The 15,273-nt window shown below is 64.2% G+C and carries 16 protein-coding genes; 2 read left to right on the top strand and 14 right to left on the bottom strand.

The annotated features are described in order from the left end of the window. The first annotated feature begins 24 nt into the window (after window positions 1–24). Entirely contained in the window at window positions 25–726 is a 702-nt protein-coding gene (locus AU465_RS26085) for an MgtC/SapB family protein (protein WP_246506404.1), read from the top strand. 48 nt (window positions 727–774) lie between these two features. On the opposite strand, the gene AU465_RS26080 is transcribed toward AU465_RS26085, so the two are convergent. The 8 genes from AU465_RS26080 to AU465_RS26045 all read right to left on the bottom strand — a co-directional run bounded on the left by AU465_RS26080 (window position 775) and on the right by AU465_RS26045 (window position 9,171). Continuing rightward, a complete protein-coding gene (locus AU465_RS26080) occupies window positions 775–2,052 on the bottom strand; it encodes an amylo-alpha-1,6-glucosidase (RefSeq protein ID WP_192254619.1) in 1,278 nt (425 codons plus the stop codon). 16 nt (window positions 2,053–2,068) lie between these two features. Next, window positions 2,069–3,109 (bottom strand): ABC transporter ATP-binding protein, encoded by a 1,041-nt coding sequence (locus AU465_RS26075; RefSeq protein ID WP_192254617.1) that lies wholly within the window; start codon window positions 3,107–3,109, stop codon window positions 2,069–2,071. A gap of 21 nt (window positions 3,110–3,130) precedes the next feature. Continuing rightward, on the bottom strand, window positions 3,131–3,994 hold the full coding sequence (locus AU465_RS26070) for a carbohydrate ABC transporter permease (RefSeq protein WP_246506403.1): 864 nt from the start codon (window positions 3,992–3,994) through the stop codon (window positions 3,131–3,133). After that, window positions 3,991–4,836: a carbohydrate ABC transporter permease gene (locus AU465_RS26065; RefSeq protein ID WP_192254615.1), complete on the bottom strand. Its 846-nt coding sequence runs from the start codon at window positions 4,834–4,836 to the stop codon at window positions 3,991–3,993. Before AU465_RS26065 ends, AU465_RS26070 begins: the two co-directional genes overlap by 4 nt. Before the next feature lie 89 nt (window positions 4,837–4,925). After that, window positions 4,926–6,194 (bottom strand): ABC transporter substrate-binding protein, encoded by a 1,269-nt coding sequence (locus tag AU465_RS26060; RefSeq protein ID WP_192254613.1) that lies wholly within the window; start codon window positions 6,192–6,194, stop codon window positions 4,926–4,928. 40 nt (window positions 6,195–6,234) lie between these two features. Continuing rightward, window positions 6,235–7,278, bottom strand: a complete 1,044-nt coding sequence (locus tag AU465_RS26055) for a LacI family DNA-binding transcriptional regulator (RefSeq protein ID WP_192254609.1) — start codon at window positions 7,276–7,278, stop codon at window positions 6,235–6,237. A gap of 101 nt (window positions 7,279–7,379) precedes the next feature. After that, complete coding sequence (locus AU465_RS26050; protein WP_192254607.1) at window positions 7,380–8,030, bottom strand: glutathione S-transferase family protein; 651 nt, start codon at window positions 8,028–8,030, stop codon at window positions 7,380–7,382. A 154-nt stretch (window positions 8,031–8,184) separates the two neighbouring features. After that, window positions 8,185–9,171 (bottom strand): zinc-dependent alcohol dehydrogenase family protein, encoded by a 987-nt coding sequence (locus AU465_RS26045; protein ID WP_192254605.1) that lies wholly within the window; start codon window positions 9,169–9,171, stop codon window positions 8,185–8,187. Window positions 9,172–9,273: 102 nt separating this feature from the next. Here AU465_RS26045 and AU465_RS26040 point away from each other — a divergent pair, with 102 nt between their 5' ends. Further along, a complete protein-coding gene (locus AU465_RS26040; protein ID WP_192254603.1) occupies window positions 9,274–10,176 on the top strand; it encodes a LysR family transcriptional regulator in 903 nt (300 codons plus the stop codon). A gap of 77 nt (window positions 10,177–10,253) precedes the next feature. On the opposite strand, the gene AU465_RS26035 is transcribed toward AU465_RS26040, so the two are convergent. The 6 genes from AU465_RS26035 to AU465_RS26010 all read right to left on the bottom strand — a co-directional run bounded on the left by AU465_RS26035 (window position 10,254) and on the right by AU465_RS26010 (window position 15,219). Then, entirely contained in the window at window positions 10,254–10,688 is a 435-nt protein-coding gene (locus tag AU465_RS26035; protein ID WP_246506416.1) for a pyridoxamine 5'-phosphate oxidase family protein, read from the bottom strand. A gap of 193 nt (window positions 10,689–10,881) precedes the next feature. Next, on the bottom strand, window positions 10,882–11,367 hold the full coding sequence (locus AU465_RS26030; protein WP_246506402.1) for a flavodoxin domain-containing protein: 486 nt from the start codon (window positions 11,365–11,367) through the stop codon (window positions 10,882–10,884). A 142-nt stretch (window positions 11,368–11,509) separates the two neighbouring features. Then, complete coding sequence (locus tag AU465_RS26025) at window positions 11,510–12,775, bottom strand: Nramp family divalent metal transporter (RefSeq protein ID WP_192254599.1); 1,266 nt, start codon at window positions 12,773–12,775, stop codon at window positions 11,510–11,512. Between the two features lie 167 nt (window positions 12,776–12,942). Further along, window positions 12,943–13,113 (bottom strand): type 1 glutamine amidotransferase family protein, encoded by a 171-nt coding sequence (locus tag AU465_RS26020; protein ID WP_246506401.1) that lies wholly within the window; start codon window positions 13,111–13,113, stop codon window positions 12,943–12,945. A gap of 52 nt (window positions 13,114–13,165) precedes the next feature. After that, window positions 13,166–13,570, bottom strand: a complete 405-nt coding sequence (hpaR, locus tag AU465_RS26015) for a homoprotocatechuate degradation operon regulator HpaR (RefSeq protein WP_192254701.1) — start codon at window positions 13,568–13,570, stop codon at window positions 13,166–13,168. Window positions 13,571–14,199: 629 nt separating this feature from the next. Further along, a complete protein-coding gene (locus AU465_RS26010) occupies window positions 14,200–15,219 on the bottom strand; it encodes an isopenicillin N synthase family dioxygenase (RefSeq protein WP_192254597.1) in 1,020 nt (339 codons plus the stop codon). Between the last annotated feature and the right edge of the window lie 54 nt (window positions 15,220–15,273).

Below are 15,273 nucleotides of genomic sequence, written 5' to 3'. Positions count from 1 at the left end.
ATGTTCGAGCCGCTTTGCTGCGACATGCCGCTTCATCCGACCTGGCCGGATCTCGTCTTGCGGCTGTTGCTGACGTTGCTCGCAGGCTTCCTCATCGGCTTGAACCGCGAAGCGCGCGGCCACTCCGCCGGGCTGCGCACGACGATACTGGTCGGCCTGGCGGCCTGCGTCGCCATGGTCCAGGCCAACATGCTGCTCGATGTATCCGGCAAGGGGCCGGACTCCTTCGTGCGCATGGATGTGATGCGCTTCGCGCTCGGCGTGCTCACCGGCGTCGGCTTCATCGGCGGCGGCGCCATCCTGAGGCGCGGCGATCTCGTCACCGGCGTCACCACCGCCGCCACGATGTGGATCATGACGATGATCGGGCTGGCCTTCGGCGGCGGCCAGTTCAGCCTCGGCGCGATTGCGACGGTGCTGACCCTGGTGACGCTGCAGGCTTTGAAATGGGTCGATCTCAAGATCCGGCGCGACCACCACGCCATCATCTCGGTCTCATGGCCGAACGCCTCTCCGCCCGATCTCCTGCAGATGGTGAGCCCGCTCGGCTACGATGCCCGCTTGATCGGTATGGAACACGACACCGGCCGCGACCGCTTCGTGTTCTCCTTCAAGCTCGGATGGAGACAGCCCGATGCAGTCGAGCCCTCCACGGACGTTCTGGCGCTGGTCGGCCGGCACTGCGAGGTCGAGCGGTTCGAGATGATCGACGAGAAGATGTTCTGAACCGTCCCGAATTTCGGTGCCGTGGCCGAGACGCCTCTGGTGGCATGCTTACACCCCGCGCAAGAACTCGATCACCATGGCCGCCGTCCAGGTGAAACGGCCGCCGCCGAGCGGTTCACCGGTCAGGGGATCGTAGTATTCGGCGAAGCCGCTTTCGGTGATCAGGTCGAGACTGGACTGCGTGATGCGCTTGGCAACCTCCGCATGGCCGGCGGCGAGAAGTCCGTCGGCGATCATATAGTTGACGACCAGCCAGACCGGACCGCGCCAGTACCGCTTGGCGTCGAAGCGCGGGTCGTCGGGATCGTGCGAGGGCACGATGTGCCGGGCCTTGCCGGCGAGGCGCTCGACCCTTGCGGCGATCGCCGCGGCACGAGCCTTCGGGATTGACGCGAAGGCCGGCAGGATGCCGCCGACTGAGGCGCTGTCGACTAGCTCTCCGGTGATGCGGTCAAGGCAGAGATACTGGCCATGCGCCTCGCTCCACAGCCGCTCCATCGCCGCCAGGCCTTTTTTGGCGCGGGCGCGATTAGCTTTGGCGATCCCGGTGTCGCCAAGCGTTTCGGCGAGATCGGCAAGGTCGGCCGAAGCGCGGATCAGGATGGCGTTGAAGCCCGGATCGACGATCTGGAATGGCGAGGCGCCATGCAGCCTGGCATTGTCCCATCCTAGCCCGCGAAAATGCTGCACCAGCCATAGATAGCGGTCATATTGCGCCTTGGTCGGTCGGTGCGCCGGGTCGGCGTGCAGGATGTCTCGGCGTGTGTAGGGCTCGACACCTTCGGTCGGCACGCGCTCGAACGCCTCGTCCCAGTCGATCGAATTGTCGCGGCCGGACTCCCAGGGATGGATGATCGCGACAAGGCCTTCGCCCTTCGGATCGCGGTTTTCGTAGAACCAGCGGTGCCAGGCGTCGATCCTGGGCAGCAGCGCGCGCGCCCGCTCCGTGGCAAGCTTCTTGTCGCTTGCCCGATCGAACAGGCGGCGCACGGCAAAGCCGGCGACGGCCGGCTGGGTGATGCCGGAGGTCGCCGTCGGGCGGCCGGTGCGCCAGACCTCAGGTCCAGGAAAATAACCATCGCTCCAGACGTGGAAGACGATGTGCGGCACCATGCCGTCGGGCCATTGATGTGCGAACAAGGTCTCGATCTCGGTCCAGGCACGCACCTCGTCGTAATGGGCGAGGCCAAGCGCGGTCAGGCAGGAATCCCAGTTCCACTGGAAGGGATAGAGACCCTTGGTCGGGATGGTGTAGGCGCCGTGATCGTTCTCCTTCAGCACCTCGACGGCGCGAGCGATGATGTCTTTTGCGGCGGATGCGGTCATGGCGGCTTCAGGTCTTTCAGATGGCATGCGTCGTTTCAGGATCGAACCAGCGGATGCGCTCGGGCTTGGGGGCAAGCCGCAAGCGGTCGCCCACGGCGACGGTGGCGCTGGACTCCAGCACCGCGCGGAACAGGCCGCCCTCGACATCGCAAGTGACCAGCGTGTGCGGCCCGAGCGGTTCGATAACGCGCACGATGGCAGGCAAGCCGGCCTCGCCGGCCTCGACATCTTCGGGCCGGATGGCGAATTCGATCGCCTGCCTATCCGACTTCGGTCCCGGCAGCGTCAGCCCGGCGACGCTCCAGCTTCCGTTCGCGGCCTTCGCCGCGGGTAGGAAATTCATCGGCGGGTTGCCGATGAAGGAGCCGACGAAGCGGGCGGCCGGGTTGCGGTAGACCTCGACCGGCGAAGCCGCCTGGACGATGCGGCCCTGATGCATGACGGCGATGCGGTCGGCGAGGCTCATCGCCTCGACCTGGTCGTGCGTGACATAGATGGTGGTGGTCTTCGAGGCGGCGAGCACGCCCTTGAGCTCGGCCCGCATCTCCAGCCGCAGCAGCGCGTCGAGGTTGGACAGCGGCTCGTCCATCAGGATGACGTCCGGCTCCATGGCGAGCGCGCGGGCGACAGCGACGCGCTGGCGCTGGCCGCCCGAAAGCTGGCCGGAATAGCGCTTGAGCAACTGCTCGATATGCATCAGCTCGGCGGTGCGGTTGACGCGGCGCTCGACCTCTTGCTGCGGCAGCTTTTTCATGCGCAGGCCGAAGGCGATGTTCTCGAACACGGTCAGATGCGGAAAGACGGCATAGTTCTGGAACACCATGGCGATGCCGCGGTCGCGCGGCGGCAGATGGTCGACGCGGCGGCCGCCGATCCACATTTCGCCCTGACTCGGTGTCTCCAGCCCGGCGACGATCCTGAGCAGCGTGGTCTTGCCGCAGCCGGAGGCGCCGAGCAGCACCATGAATTCCTGGTCGGCGATGGTGAGGTCGACCTGATGCAGCGCAGTGAAGCCGCCGAAGCGCTTGGCCACTCCCTTGATCGCGATTTCAGCCATGAGCGTTCTCCCTGCCCTGCGTCATCGGTTGGCGATCCCCCACATCGCGAACAGGTATTTCCTGACGGCGAAGATGAAGATCAGCGCCGGCACGACCAGAGCCGCGCCGCCAGCGAATTTGAGATAGAGCGGCGACTCGCCAAGGCTCTGCAGCAGGAAGGCGGTCAGCGTGCGGTTCTCGATGGTGAGCACGGCGGCGGCGAACACTTCGTTCCAGGAGATAGTGAAGGCGAAGACGGCGGAGGCGGCGATGCCAGGCAGGGCCAGCGGCAGGATCACCTTGCGAAAGGCCTGCCATCGCGTGCAGCCGAGCGTCCAGGCCGCCTCCTCGAGCTCGACCGGGATGCCGGAGAACAGCGAGAAGGTGATCAGCACGGCAAAGGGCAGCGCGAGCGTGGTGTGGACCAGCGCCAGGCCGATCGCGGTGTCGTCGAGTCCGGTGCGGATGAACATCACAGCCAGCGGCAAAGCCAAAAGCGGAAGCGGGAAGGCGCGCGTCATCAGCACCAGGAATCGGAAGGTTTCCTTGCCCGGGAAATCGAAGCGCGACAGCGCGTAGCCGGCCGGAGCGCCGAAGCCGATTGAAAGGATCATCGTCAGCGTGGCGACGAGGACCGAGTTCCACAACGCTCTGGCGACACCGGCGAAATTGATGAAGAAGGTGAGGCTGCCGATATCGAAGGACGGGAAGAAGCGCTTGGGAAAGGCGGTCACCTCTTGGGGCGACGACAGCGCGTTGACGATCAGGAGATAGATCGGCAGCAGCACCCAGACGCAAAGCAGGATAGCGGTGGCGACGAGCAGCCAGTCGCCGGCCTTGCGTGCATCGGCGGTTGCGGCGGCGGCAGGCGCTTCGGCAATGGCGCTCATATGCGTGCCTGTCATATCCGCGCCTCCCGGGGCACGCGCAGAACCCTGAGGAAGAGCAGCGTGAAGCCGATCGAGATGGCGAGGATAAGCAGCGCCGAGGCGGCGGCGACATTGCGGTCCTGCAATGTGAACTGCCAGTTGAAGGTCTCGCCCATCAGCACCGGCAGATTGGTGCCGCCAAGGGCGGCGACCACCGCGAAGACCTCGAAGGCGAGGATGACGCGCAGGATGATCGCCGTCTGCAGCGAGGGGCGAAGCAGCGGAAGCGTGATGCGGACGAAGCGTTTCCACGGGCTCGCGCCGAAGACCTCCGCCGCCTCGTGATACTCCCTAGGGATGAGCCCCATGCCGGCGACGAGGATGACCATCATGATCGCGGTGGCGCGCCAGATCTCCGCCAGCACCACGGCGATGAAGATGGAGAGCTTGCTCTGATAGCCGAGGAACATGATCGGCCGGTCGACGATGCCGAGGTCTGAAAGCAGCGTGTTGAGGAAACCGGACTGGTCGAAGATCGCAAGCCAGATCAGGCCGGCGGCAAGGTCGGAAATACCGAGCGGAATGGCGAAGATGTAGAGTGCAGCACTGCGCCCGGTCTCCAGCCGCGACACGACGCTCGCCATCAAGAGCGCCATGGCGAGTTGGATCGGCACCACGATTGCCGCAAGCAGCAGCGTGTTGCGCACCGTGGCCGGGAACTTCCAGCTGCCCGCCATGGTGCGAAAATTGTCGAGCGTGAAGGCGCCGTCGCGGGTGAACGCCTCGAAGGCGACGAGAGCGAACGGGTAGAGGAAGAAGACGCACAGGAACAAGGTCGCCGGCATCAGCAGCAGATAGGGCAGAGCCTTGCCGTTCATGGTGCTTGTCCTTTGTGCTGTGCTGCGGTCTGGGCGCCCGGAGCGCAACAAGCTCCGGGCGCCCCCTCGGGAGGATCCTCGTTGACGATCTATTCCACCGGGCAAGCGCCTTCAGACGGCTTGTCGGGAGCCCAGCATGGCGCCTTGGCTTGGTCGATGATCGCCTTGAGCGCAGCCGCCTGCTCTTCGAGCACGCCGTGCACGTCCTCGCCGCCGAGCACGATGCGCTCGAAGCTGTCGCTGTAGATCTGGTTGAACTTGCCGCCGAGATCGCCGAGCCCCATCGGCAGCAGCGCCGGCAGCGCATCGGGCGCGCTTGTCATGGCGGCGATCGCCGGGCTGAAGGCTTTCACCGAGGCCGGCATGTCGTCAGGCAGCTTGACGTCGATCACAGGAAAGAAATTGGTCGCCCTCAACGTCGCGATCTGCGTATCCGGCTTCAGCATATAGGCGACCAGCGCCTTGGCCTTGTCCACATCCGGCGACGTCTTCGGGATGGCGACGCCGGCCACTACCGGCATGAAGCCGCGGCCGGCGGGTCCGGCCGGCGCCGGGAAGGCGACGAAGTCGTCGGGCTTCTGGTTGAAGGCATCGGCGAGCCGCGCGACATGGTCGAAGGCGATCCAGACCTCGCCTGTCAGGAGCGGCTCCTGCATGAAGGCGTAGTTGGTCGAGTTGGGGTTAGTGTACTGCCACAGCTCCTTGAACTTGTTCCAGGCCGTCTCGGCTTCGGGCGAGCGGAACTTCGTCACCATCGAACCGGTATAGGACGGGTAGAGGAAGCCCTCGAAGAAGCGGTGTTTCAGCCCCTTGGGGCCGGCCGGGAAGCCGAGCTTAGGCGAGCCGGTCTTTTCGGCGATGTTCTTCGCCCATTCGATCAGCTGATCATAGGTGATTTTATTGAGGTCGACGCCCGCCGGCAGATATTGCAGCGCCTGCTTGTTGGCCGCCATCAGGAAGGTGGCCTGCATCCAGGGCAGGTATTTCTGCCCGCCGGTGCCGAGCATGCCGAGCTTCTTATAGACCTCGTTGACCTTGACCTGGCCGATATCGACAGCGGACAGATCGACAAGGTTGGCGCCGACGGTGGAGAAGTCGCCGTGCAGGCCGCCAAGCACGCCGATCGTGCCGGAGCCGGCCTGCAATTCGGCCTGCAGGCGGGTGAGCCAGGGGCCGTCCTCGGCGACCTGGTAATCGACCGGGCCGTCGAAGCCCTTCAGCACCTGGTCGCGCATCTTCTGCGTTTCCTCGACCGGGCGCGCCTGTGTCGACCAGAACAAAACCTGCTGGGCGTGCACGCTGCCCGCGGCAAGCGACAGCGCCAGCGCGGCGCCGGCCAGTTTCTTCAACGTATTCATCGTGTTCTTCCTCCCTGGGTGGGGCGCCGTCATCGCGGCGTCAGCTTGTTTTCCTTGGTGCGGGTCCATGGCTTGCCCGCGGCACCAGTGTCGGCCGGATCAGCCGCGTCAGCGGCTCGGCGGGCTTGTCGGCGATGACGGTGAGCAGCATGTCGGCGATCTCGCGCGCGCACTGGCGGATCGAGGCATCGAATGTGGTGAGGCCAGGCGGCGCATAGGCCGAGGCGACGATGTTGTCGAAGCCGATGACGGAGAGGTCGCGCGGCACGGTAAGGCCGGCGCGGGCCGCCTCTTCCATAACCGTCAGCGCCAGCTCGTCGAACAGAGCGACGATGGCCGTCGGCCGGTCCGGCCCCTGCAGCATCCGGTTGACGGCCTGAATGCGGGCGCCGCGGTCGAAGCGCGGCGCAGTCGCCACATCGAGTCGCACAGACGGGTCGCCACGGCGACTGATGGCAGCAGCGAGACCGTCCTGCCTGAGATGCCTGAAGGTCATCGGCTCGGAAATCGTGACCAGGCCGAAATGGCGGTGGCCGAGATCGTAGAGCATGTCGAAGGCTTCGCCGAAGGCGTGCGCACCGTCGGTGTCGAGCCAGTTGTAGGCAAAGTCGCTGTCGAGCAGCCGGCCATGGGCGACGAAGGGAAAGCCGCGCCGGCGCAGGTAGGCGAGGCGCTCGTCGACCTCGGCGATGCGCGTGACGACGACGCCGTCGGCACGCCCGGATTCGACGACATGGCGCAGCACGTCAAGTTCTGCCTGGTCCTGCGCCGCGGTGGCGAGGATCAGGTCGGCGCCATGAGACACCAGCCCCTCGCCGAGCCCGGTGACGAACTCGCCGAGGAAGGAATCGACCAGGTTGGGACCGCGGATCGGCAGCACAAGGCCGACGAAGCCGCTGCGGCCGGAAACCAGCGCGCGCGCCGCGGTGTTGGGAACATAGCCGGCCTGGCGCGCTGCCTTGGCGACACGCTCGCGCGTCTTCGGCGCGATCTGCTGATGGCCGGCAAGCGCCCGCGACACCGTCGTGATAGACAGGCCGAGGCTCGCGGCAAGCTCCTTCAGCGTGGTGACACGAGCCGGCAATCGTTCCTCCCGAGCGCAAAGTTGAAACGTTTGTAATCACCTTTTGCAAAATTGCAAACGTTTTAAATTTTTGCGCAAGCGAGCGACTGCGGCGAGCCTCATCACCCGGCTGCCGCGGCGGCGGCAACCGCCAATTGAGCATCGAAAGCGCGCCTGAACGCCGGCCTCGCTTCGCCGCGGGCGACGTAGGCGGCGAGGTTCGGGAATTCGTCCAGCAGCCCTGACCTGTTCAGCCTGCGCAGCACTGCGACCATGATCAGGTCACCGGCGCTGAACGCGCCGTCGAGCCAGTCGGAATCGCCCAGGCAGCGGGAGAGTTCGGCCAGCCGTTTGCGTATGCGATCCTCGACGAGGGGCAGGCACGCAGCGTGCCACGGCGCGTCGCGCTCGAGGATAACGGCGGTCACGAGTTCCAGGATCGGCGGCTCCATTGTGTTGAGGGCAGCGAACATCCAGGTGATGGCGCGCGACCGGGCGTTTGCGTCCTCAGGCAGCAGCCCGGCGTGGCGCTCCGCGATGTGGAACACGATCGATCCCGACTCGAACAGGCAGAGATCGCCTTCCTCATAAGTCGGAATCTGGCCGAACGGATTAACCGCGAGATGCGCGGGTTGCTTCATCGCGCTGAACGAAACAAGACGAACGTCGTAAGGCTGGCCGACTTCCTCGAGCGCCCAGCGCACGCGCATGTCGCGTGCCTGGCCCCTGCCGCCATCGGGCGACCGTTGAAACGCTGTGATGGTGGGGGTCATTGGCGGGCTCCGAGTGATTGCATGATGCCGGCGAGACTGATGTGCATGATTGCAACGATCTCTTCCAGCTATTCAGTTCTTGCGCTTTGCATCCAGAGGACGAACGACCGGCGCGGCTCCCGACAGCTCAGCTCGTTTTCTTTGACCGCAGGCTTCAAACCGTCACCACGACCTTGCCGAACTGCTCGCCGGATTCGAGGAAGCGGTGCGCCTCGACAATCCTGTCGAACGGAAAGGTTCTGGCGATCACCGGCTTCAGCGCGCCCGATGCGAGGCCGTCGAGAACGAAGGCCTTGGCGGCTTCCAGTCGCACCGGATCGCCGGTGATTTCGTGGACGAGATAGCCGCGCAGCGTCAGCGTCTTGGCCAGCACATCGAGGAGCGGGAACGGCGTCGGCTCGGAGCTGAGGCCGCCATATTCGAGGAGGATGCCGCCGCGTGACATTGCCGCCGCCAGCGGCGTGAAGATCGGGCCGCCGACCGCGTCGAGGACGACGCGCACGCCCTCGGGCGCGATCTCCCTCAGCCGTGCTTCGAGATCCTCCTCCTGCGAGGTCACGACATAAGCGGTGCCGGCATCGAGCAGCGCCGTTGTCTTGGCCGATGTCCGCGTCACGGCAATCGGCACGGCGCCGATCATTTTGGCGATCTGGATAGCGGCGAGGCCGACGCTGCTCGACGCGGCGGTGATGACGACAGGCTCGCCGCGGCCGAGACGGGTAATGTCGACCAGCGCCCCATAGGCGGTGAGATACTGCATCCATGTCGCGGCGGCCGCTTCAAAGCCGAGCGACGGCGGATGCTTGACGACGAGCTCGGCCGGGAAGGTGACGAACTCGCCGTAGGCCGGCCAGCGCGCCATCGAGCGCGGCGGGATGATGCTGACGGCATCGCCCAATGCGACTGCGTCGACGCCGTCGCCGACCGACTCGACGATGCCCGCCGCCTCGAGACCGAGGCCCGATGGCAGCGTCGGCGTCTCGATATAGCCGCCCTTGCGCATCGAGGCTTCGGCGCGGTTCAAGCCCAGCGCTTTGACCCGTATCCGCACCTCGCCCGGACCCGGCGGAGGCACCTCGACATCCTCGATGCGCAGCACCTCCGGAGCGCCGTAAGCGTGAAAGCGAACAACCCTTGCCATCCATGCAACTCCAAATCCAATTGACGGAATGGACTATGCAGACGTGCAACAGAGGGATAAATCCGGCTGCAGGCAGAACAGTCGAAACGATTGGTTTTGAATATGGATCGCCTCGAAAGCATGGAAGTGTTCGTCAAGGCGGTCGATCTCGGCTCGTTCGCGGCCGCTGGGGCGGCGCTCGACCTGTCGGGGCCGATGGTCGGCAAGCATGTCCGCTTCCTCGAGGAGCGCCTGGGGGTGCGCCTTCTCAACCGCACGACGCGCCGGCAGAGCCTGACCGATTTCGGGCGTGCCTATTACGAGCGCTGCAGGATCGTGCTGGCGGAGGCCGAAGCCGCGGATGCGCTGGCGGCTGACCAATTGTCCGAGCCGCGCGGAAAACTGCGCGTGACGATGCCGGCGCATTTCGGCAGGCACTGCGTGACGCCGGTCCTCCTCGATCTTGCCCGGCGCCATCCGACGCTGGAGTTGGACCTGTCGCTCAGCGATCGTTTCGCCGACCTCGTCGAGGACGATTTTGACCTCGCGATCCGCACGGGAGCACTGGATGACAGGGCCGGCGTCATCGCGCGCCGTATCGTGCGCCAGCGCATGATCGTTTGCGCTTCGCCCGCCTATATCGAGAGGTTCGGCCGACCGCTTTGGCTCGAAGATATCGCCAGCCATCAGGCGATCATCTACCGCAGGCTCGGCCTGGCGCTGCAGCCATGGCTGTTCCCGCGCGACGACGGCTCTATCACGGAGATCGCCCCGGCCGGCCGGCTGCGGCTCGACGACCTCGACGCCATCGCCGGCGCGGCGACCGAGGGCATGGGTCTCGCCTGGCTCCCGTATTGGCTGGTTCGTCGGCGCGTCGAGGAAGGCGCGCTAGTCCGCCTGCTGCCAGACCAGCCGGACTATCTCTACGACTGCCACGCGCTCTGGCTGCAGACGCCGCATCTGCCGCTGAAAGTGCGGCTGGCGGTCGATGCGCTTGCGGCGGGACTCCCGAAGATGATGTCCTAGCCACCAAGCGCCGCCGCGCGTCAGCGCAGGTCGGCATAGGGGCTGCCGGCGACGCCGGCGATGAAGACCGGGGCCGGTCAGACGAGCGCACGACGGCCAGAGATCTTTTCGATGTTGATGCGGAAAAAGAGATGAGGCGGACTGGCCACCTTGTCCTCTGAGTGAGGCGTCTCGCCGCCAGGTTCCCACCAATTGGGGCGCGCCTTCTGCAACAGCGACCATGCATGGTCGCGCTCATTCTGCCGGAGGCCCGCCTCGGAGAGTTCTTCGTAGCGACCGAAGGCAATGACACTCCACCGACTGCGAGGGCTGCGAATCTCGTCGACTTCGAAGCAAACCTGAGGATGTCCTCGCATCGCCCAGACCTTCCGACCAATCAGGGAGAAGCTGTAGATGTGGCTGTTCTCGTAAACGAAGCTGATTGGCACGACGTACGGCATCCCGTTTCTTACGCAAGCGAGGTGCCCGACCCTGCTCGCGGCCAGGTGCGTCCTGCATTCTTGGGCATTCATCTCACTGATGATCACGGGACTCCCCTGGTGAAAGAGCGAGCTTCACTCTGTGCATCTCGATGCCCGCGTAAACGGACTTCCTGCACTGAAATTCGCGATCGCTCGCGGGGGCTACTGTTCCATGCGCCACGCCGGCAAGGACGGCCAAGGGGTGGGCCGATGCAAGCTTCGCCGGACTCAGGCACCTCCTTGTTTAGCCGGCCGTCTCAAGAAATCGATCAGTGAAGCTAGCGAGTGCGTTCCAGTCAGTGAATTCGTGATCGCGCTCCAGGCTCGGACCGCCGCTCTTCATGACGACGAATTTGACGAACTGCTCCTGAAAGTAATCGTACTTGGTGAAGCGCAAAGCACCCCCGAGGAGGAGCGTCATGCGTGGTTGCCACCCTGTCACGGAGACGAAGCGATCCACGTATTTTTGAGCCTCTGTCTTTTGGTCTTCCAGCGCCGCCGACAGACTGACGGATATGAGGGCCGAAGGTTTGGTGTTCAGCGGTTCGTGATGGGCAAATACGAAGTTCGTGACGGTTTCCTGATGGTGCTCCTGGTGGACCGACGCGGCAATGACGAACGCGTCGAAGTGTCCGAGCTTCAAATCGGATGCGAGCGCTGCGCTATCCAGCAGCTCGACTTGATGCCCGTTCTCGCGAATATGACAGCAATTGGCTGTATTATAGCGCATGGAACGGTCTCCACGAACCGCTTTTCGCTGCGACCTAAAGCGCGTCGCGCTGAAACGGATTCAGTCGACGCGCTTTAAGTCTTTGTTTGATGCATGTCGTTGCCCCAGAACCGCTGCACACTTCTGGGCGACATGCATTAGGTTAGAGCACGAAGAACCCGATCGTGGCCAAGGCCATGATCAGGACCGCGAGCCATCCGACCACGACCATCCACCGCGGCGCGGTGAGCCTTCCCATGACGCGCGGGCTACTGGCCATCATCACCATGATTGCCATCAGCGGGACCGCAAGTATGCCATTGATGACCGCTGTCCAGTAGAGCGCGCGGATTGGATCGAGAGCGGTAAAACTAACTACAACACTGCCGAGGGTCGCTGCGGTAATCGTTGCATAGAACGCCTTGGCCTCACGGGGCTGCCGATCCAGCCCCTCCGGCCAGCGGAACATCTCCGCCACGGCATAGGCAGCCGAGCCGGCAAGAACCGGAACGGCCAGCATGCCGGTACCGATGATGCCGGCGGCGAAAACAGCGAAGGTAACTTCGCCGGCAATCGGCCGGAGCGCCTCTGCCGCCTGCGCTGAAGTCTCGATCTGCGTCGTGCCGCTGGCGTGGAGCGTGGCTGCGGTGGCGATGATGATGAAGAGAGCGATGAGATGGGAGAATGTCATGCCAAAAAGCGTATCCGTTCGAATGCGTGCAAGCTCGGCACCTGCCGTACGCGGATGGGTGCTGAGCCGTACAAGGTGGCGACGATGCAGTTCCTCCACTTCCTCACCGGCTTGCCAGAAGAAGAGGTAGGGGCTGATCGTCGTGCCGAGAACAGCCACCAGGGCCATGGCATGGTCGCGATCCAAGGCGAATTGCGGAATGAGTGCGCCGTGCAGCGCCACTGCCCACGGCACGTCCACGGCCAAAACCACCGCGACATATGCAAACAGCGAGAGGGTTAGCCACTTCAGAATGGTCACATAGCGCTTGTAGGCCACGAAGATCTCAAGACCGGCGCAGAGCAATCCGAAGGCGGCGGCGTAGAGGAACTGAGAACCACCGACGAGAAGCTGCAACGCCGCCCCCATCGCCGCCAGATCGGCGCCGATGTTGATGAAGTTGGCGACGAGCAACAGGAGAACGGCAAAACGCATCACCCACGGCGGATAGTGTCGCCGCAGGTTCTGCGCGATGCCCTGACCGGTCACGGCGCCGATGCCCGCACTGATCCCCTGGATCACGACCAGGAGGGGATAGCTGAAGGGTATTGTCCAGCAGAGGGTATAGCCGAATTGCGCGCCAACCTGGCTGTAGGTGGCGATTCCACTGGGATCGTCGTCCGCCGCGCCGGTGATGAGGCCGGGTCCCAAAGTGCGCAGGAAGCTGGTGCGCCGACGCGGCGAGTCACCGGGCGACATTGATGATTGATGCTCCATCTCAGCTCGCTTTCCCGCCGTAACGCGTCCCGCTCCGGTGTCGTTTCAGCGCGCATTTGGTTTGACGTAACCGGGTCGTTGATTCCGTCCAAACGATGAAAACACCTGGCCATGCACTGATACATTGGAAGTGGGTTCTTATGCACTCCTCATGTCGAATGGCAGGCCAGCTCGGGGCTGGCCTTGCGTATCAGCCACGGCGCCAGATCGAGATGCCCCATCGCGGCGCCTGCCGTCACGCCTATATCCGTCGGCATCAGCATCCGGAATTCATCGAGCAGCACAGCAGGTAGCGCTGCCGAAACAGCGGCGCGAGCCACCAGGTCGTCGTCGCCTGCCGATGATCGAGAAGCCCGGTCTCCGCCGGCCAGCCTACTCGGATGGCGTCTCCGACCGGATCAGGCTCTCCAGCATGTCGAGCAAGTGCTCGTACTGCTCGGCGCCGTAGCGCTTTTCGATCGCGTCGTAGATGGCGGCGCGCTCAGGTGCCAGTTCCTCGATTAGCGCCACACCGGCGAGGCTGATGGCGAGCAGCGCGCGGCGGCCATCGTCCTTGACCTTGTTGCGGATGATGAACTCCCGCTCCTCCATCGCCCTGATGATGCGAGTGAGGCTGGGTGGCAGGATCGAGGCGCGGTTGGCGAGCTCGGTCGCTTCCAGCGGTCCTGTTTCGGCTAACACGCGGAGCACGCGCCATTGCTGCTCAGTGATGTCGTGGCGGGCAAGCATCGGCCGAAAATGCGCCATGATCATTTCTCGGGCACGCAGAAGAGCCATCGGCAAAGAACGGCGGGTGTTGGGCGGTAGCAATTCAGGTCTCCGAAAATCCAACCAATACAACCTGCGGCAAATTTTAACGCTCGGATCGTAGCTGTATCTGCGGTTTTGCCGAGAGCGGCAATTCCACTACCCCCGGAAGCTGCATCCGCATAGAGAACGACGCCTGACATTCGGTCGCAAAGATGTAACTCATATATTAACCGATCAACGATACCGACGCCGCGCCAGTCCGACCCAGCAGCCCCGCCGATCATCGCGCCGTAATAATTCTGTTCGATGATCGCGTTCCGTCGCGCCCCTCAGTCCTGCCGGATATCTCCCCAGACGCCACCTTCACCGCCGGCGGCAAGACACGCTACGGCGCGATCACGGGTAAGGACGTCGTCCGGACGGAAAACCGTTTCGCACTTTTCCTGGAATTGCTTGGAAAAGAAAAAGGCCGGGCTCGAAAGCGGCCCGGCCAAGAATGAAGGTGATAACCTTCAGAGGGGAACATCGTCCGGCGCAATGGGAGGAAAACACCGGACAACACCCGTTATTTGGGCCTTGGCCGGCCGGTTTGCGACGAATAGAATTCCAAAAACTGGCCAAAACGCGAAAAAATATCGCCCGGGCGGCGGCAAAGCTCAGCCAGCCGCCGCTGCCCTTTCCAACAGGTCGGCATAGTGCCGCCGCGCCACGTCGGGATGGGACCTCAGCCGGCTCTTCAGCACATTGGTTCCGACGTTGCGGAACAGCGGATTGTCGGGATCGCTGGCCGGGCCTCGCGCCTCGGCCGCCAGCTCCTCCGGCAAGTCCAGCAGCGGAATCGTCGCGTCGAGGCGGGCGCTGAAGAAGAAGGGAACCGAAATCCGCCCGACGCCGGCCGGAGGCGTGACGACGCGATGCACCGTTGCTCTCAGATAGCCGTCCGAGGCCAATTCCAGCAGCTCGCCGATATTGACCACCAGCGTTCGCGGGATCGGATCCACATCCACCCAGCTACCGTCATATTCGACCTGCAGCCCCTTGTTCTCGTCCTGCAGCAGCAGGGTCAGGAAACCGCCATCCTTGTGCGCGCCGACGCCCTGGTCGTCGCCGGTTGCGTCACGGCCGGGATAGCGCACGATCTTCATGCGGTGGTTGGGCTCGCCGCGATAGATCGGATCGAAGGCGTCTTCGGGCTGGTCGAGCGACAGGGCGAAAGCCTTGAGCAGGCGGATCGCCACATCGGTCACCTTGGCCTGCCAGGCAAGCAGCGCCGGCTTCAATTCAGGCAGCGCCGCCGGCCATTGGTTCGGTCCCTGCAGCCGCGTCCAGGCCGGCACGCCCGGTCCTTGCGAAATGGTCGCACGCTCGACGCCGATGTCGAGCTGCTCGCGCCAGTCGGCCTTGCCCCTGGTGAGTTCCCCGCCGGCGCGCGTATAGCCGCGGAACTGCGGCGACTTCACCATCTCAATGCCAAGCTTGTCGGATTCCGGCAAGGCAAAGAAGTGTCGCGCGGCATTGAGCACCGCGTCGGTGTCCGGCTGGGTTATGCCGTGGCCGCTGAGATAGAAGAAGCCGACATCGCGGGCGGCCGTTCGCAGATCAAACAGGAAAGTCCGACGTTCCGACGCGCCCTGTTCCAAGCGATCGAGATCGAGCACCGGAATTATTCTGGCCATGGACTGGCTCCTCTTGCGGCAATTGGCGCCCCGTCGCACGATGACATGCGCGGC

It is taken from the genome of Mesorhizobium silamurunense (genome assembly GCF_014843905.1).
In the GTDB taxonomy this organism is placed as follows: Bacteria; Pseudomonadota; Alphaproteobacteria; order Rhizobiales; family Rhizobiaceae; genus Mesorhizobium; species Mesorhizobium silamurunense.
Note: the sequence above shows the minus strand (reverse complement) of the source record. Positions and strands in the feature narration are given on the sequence as shown.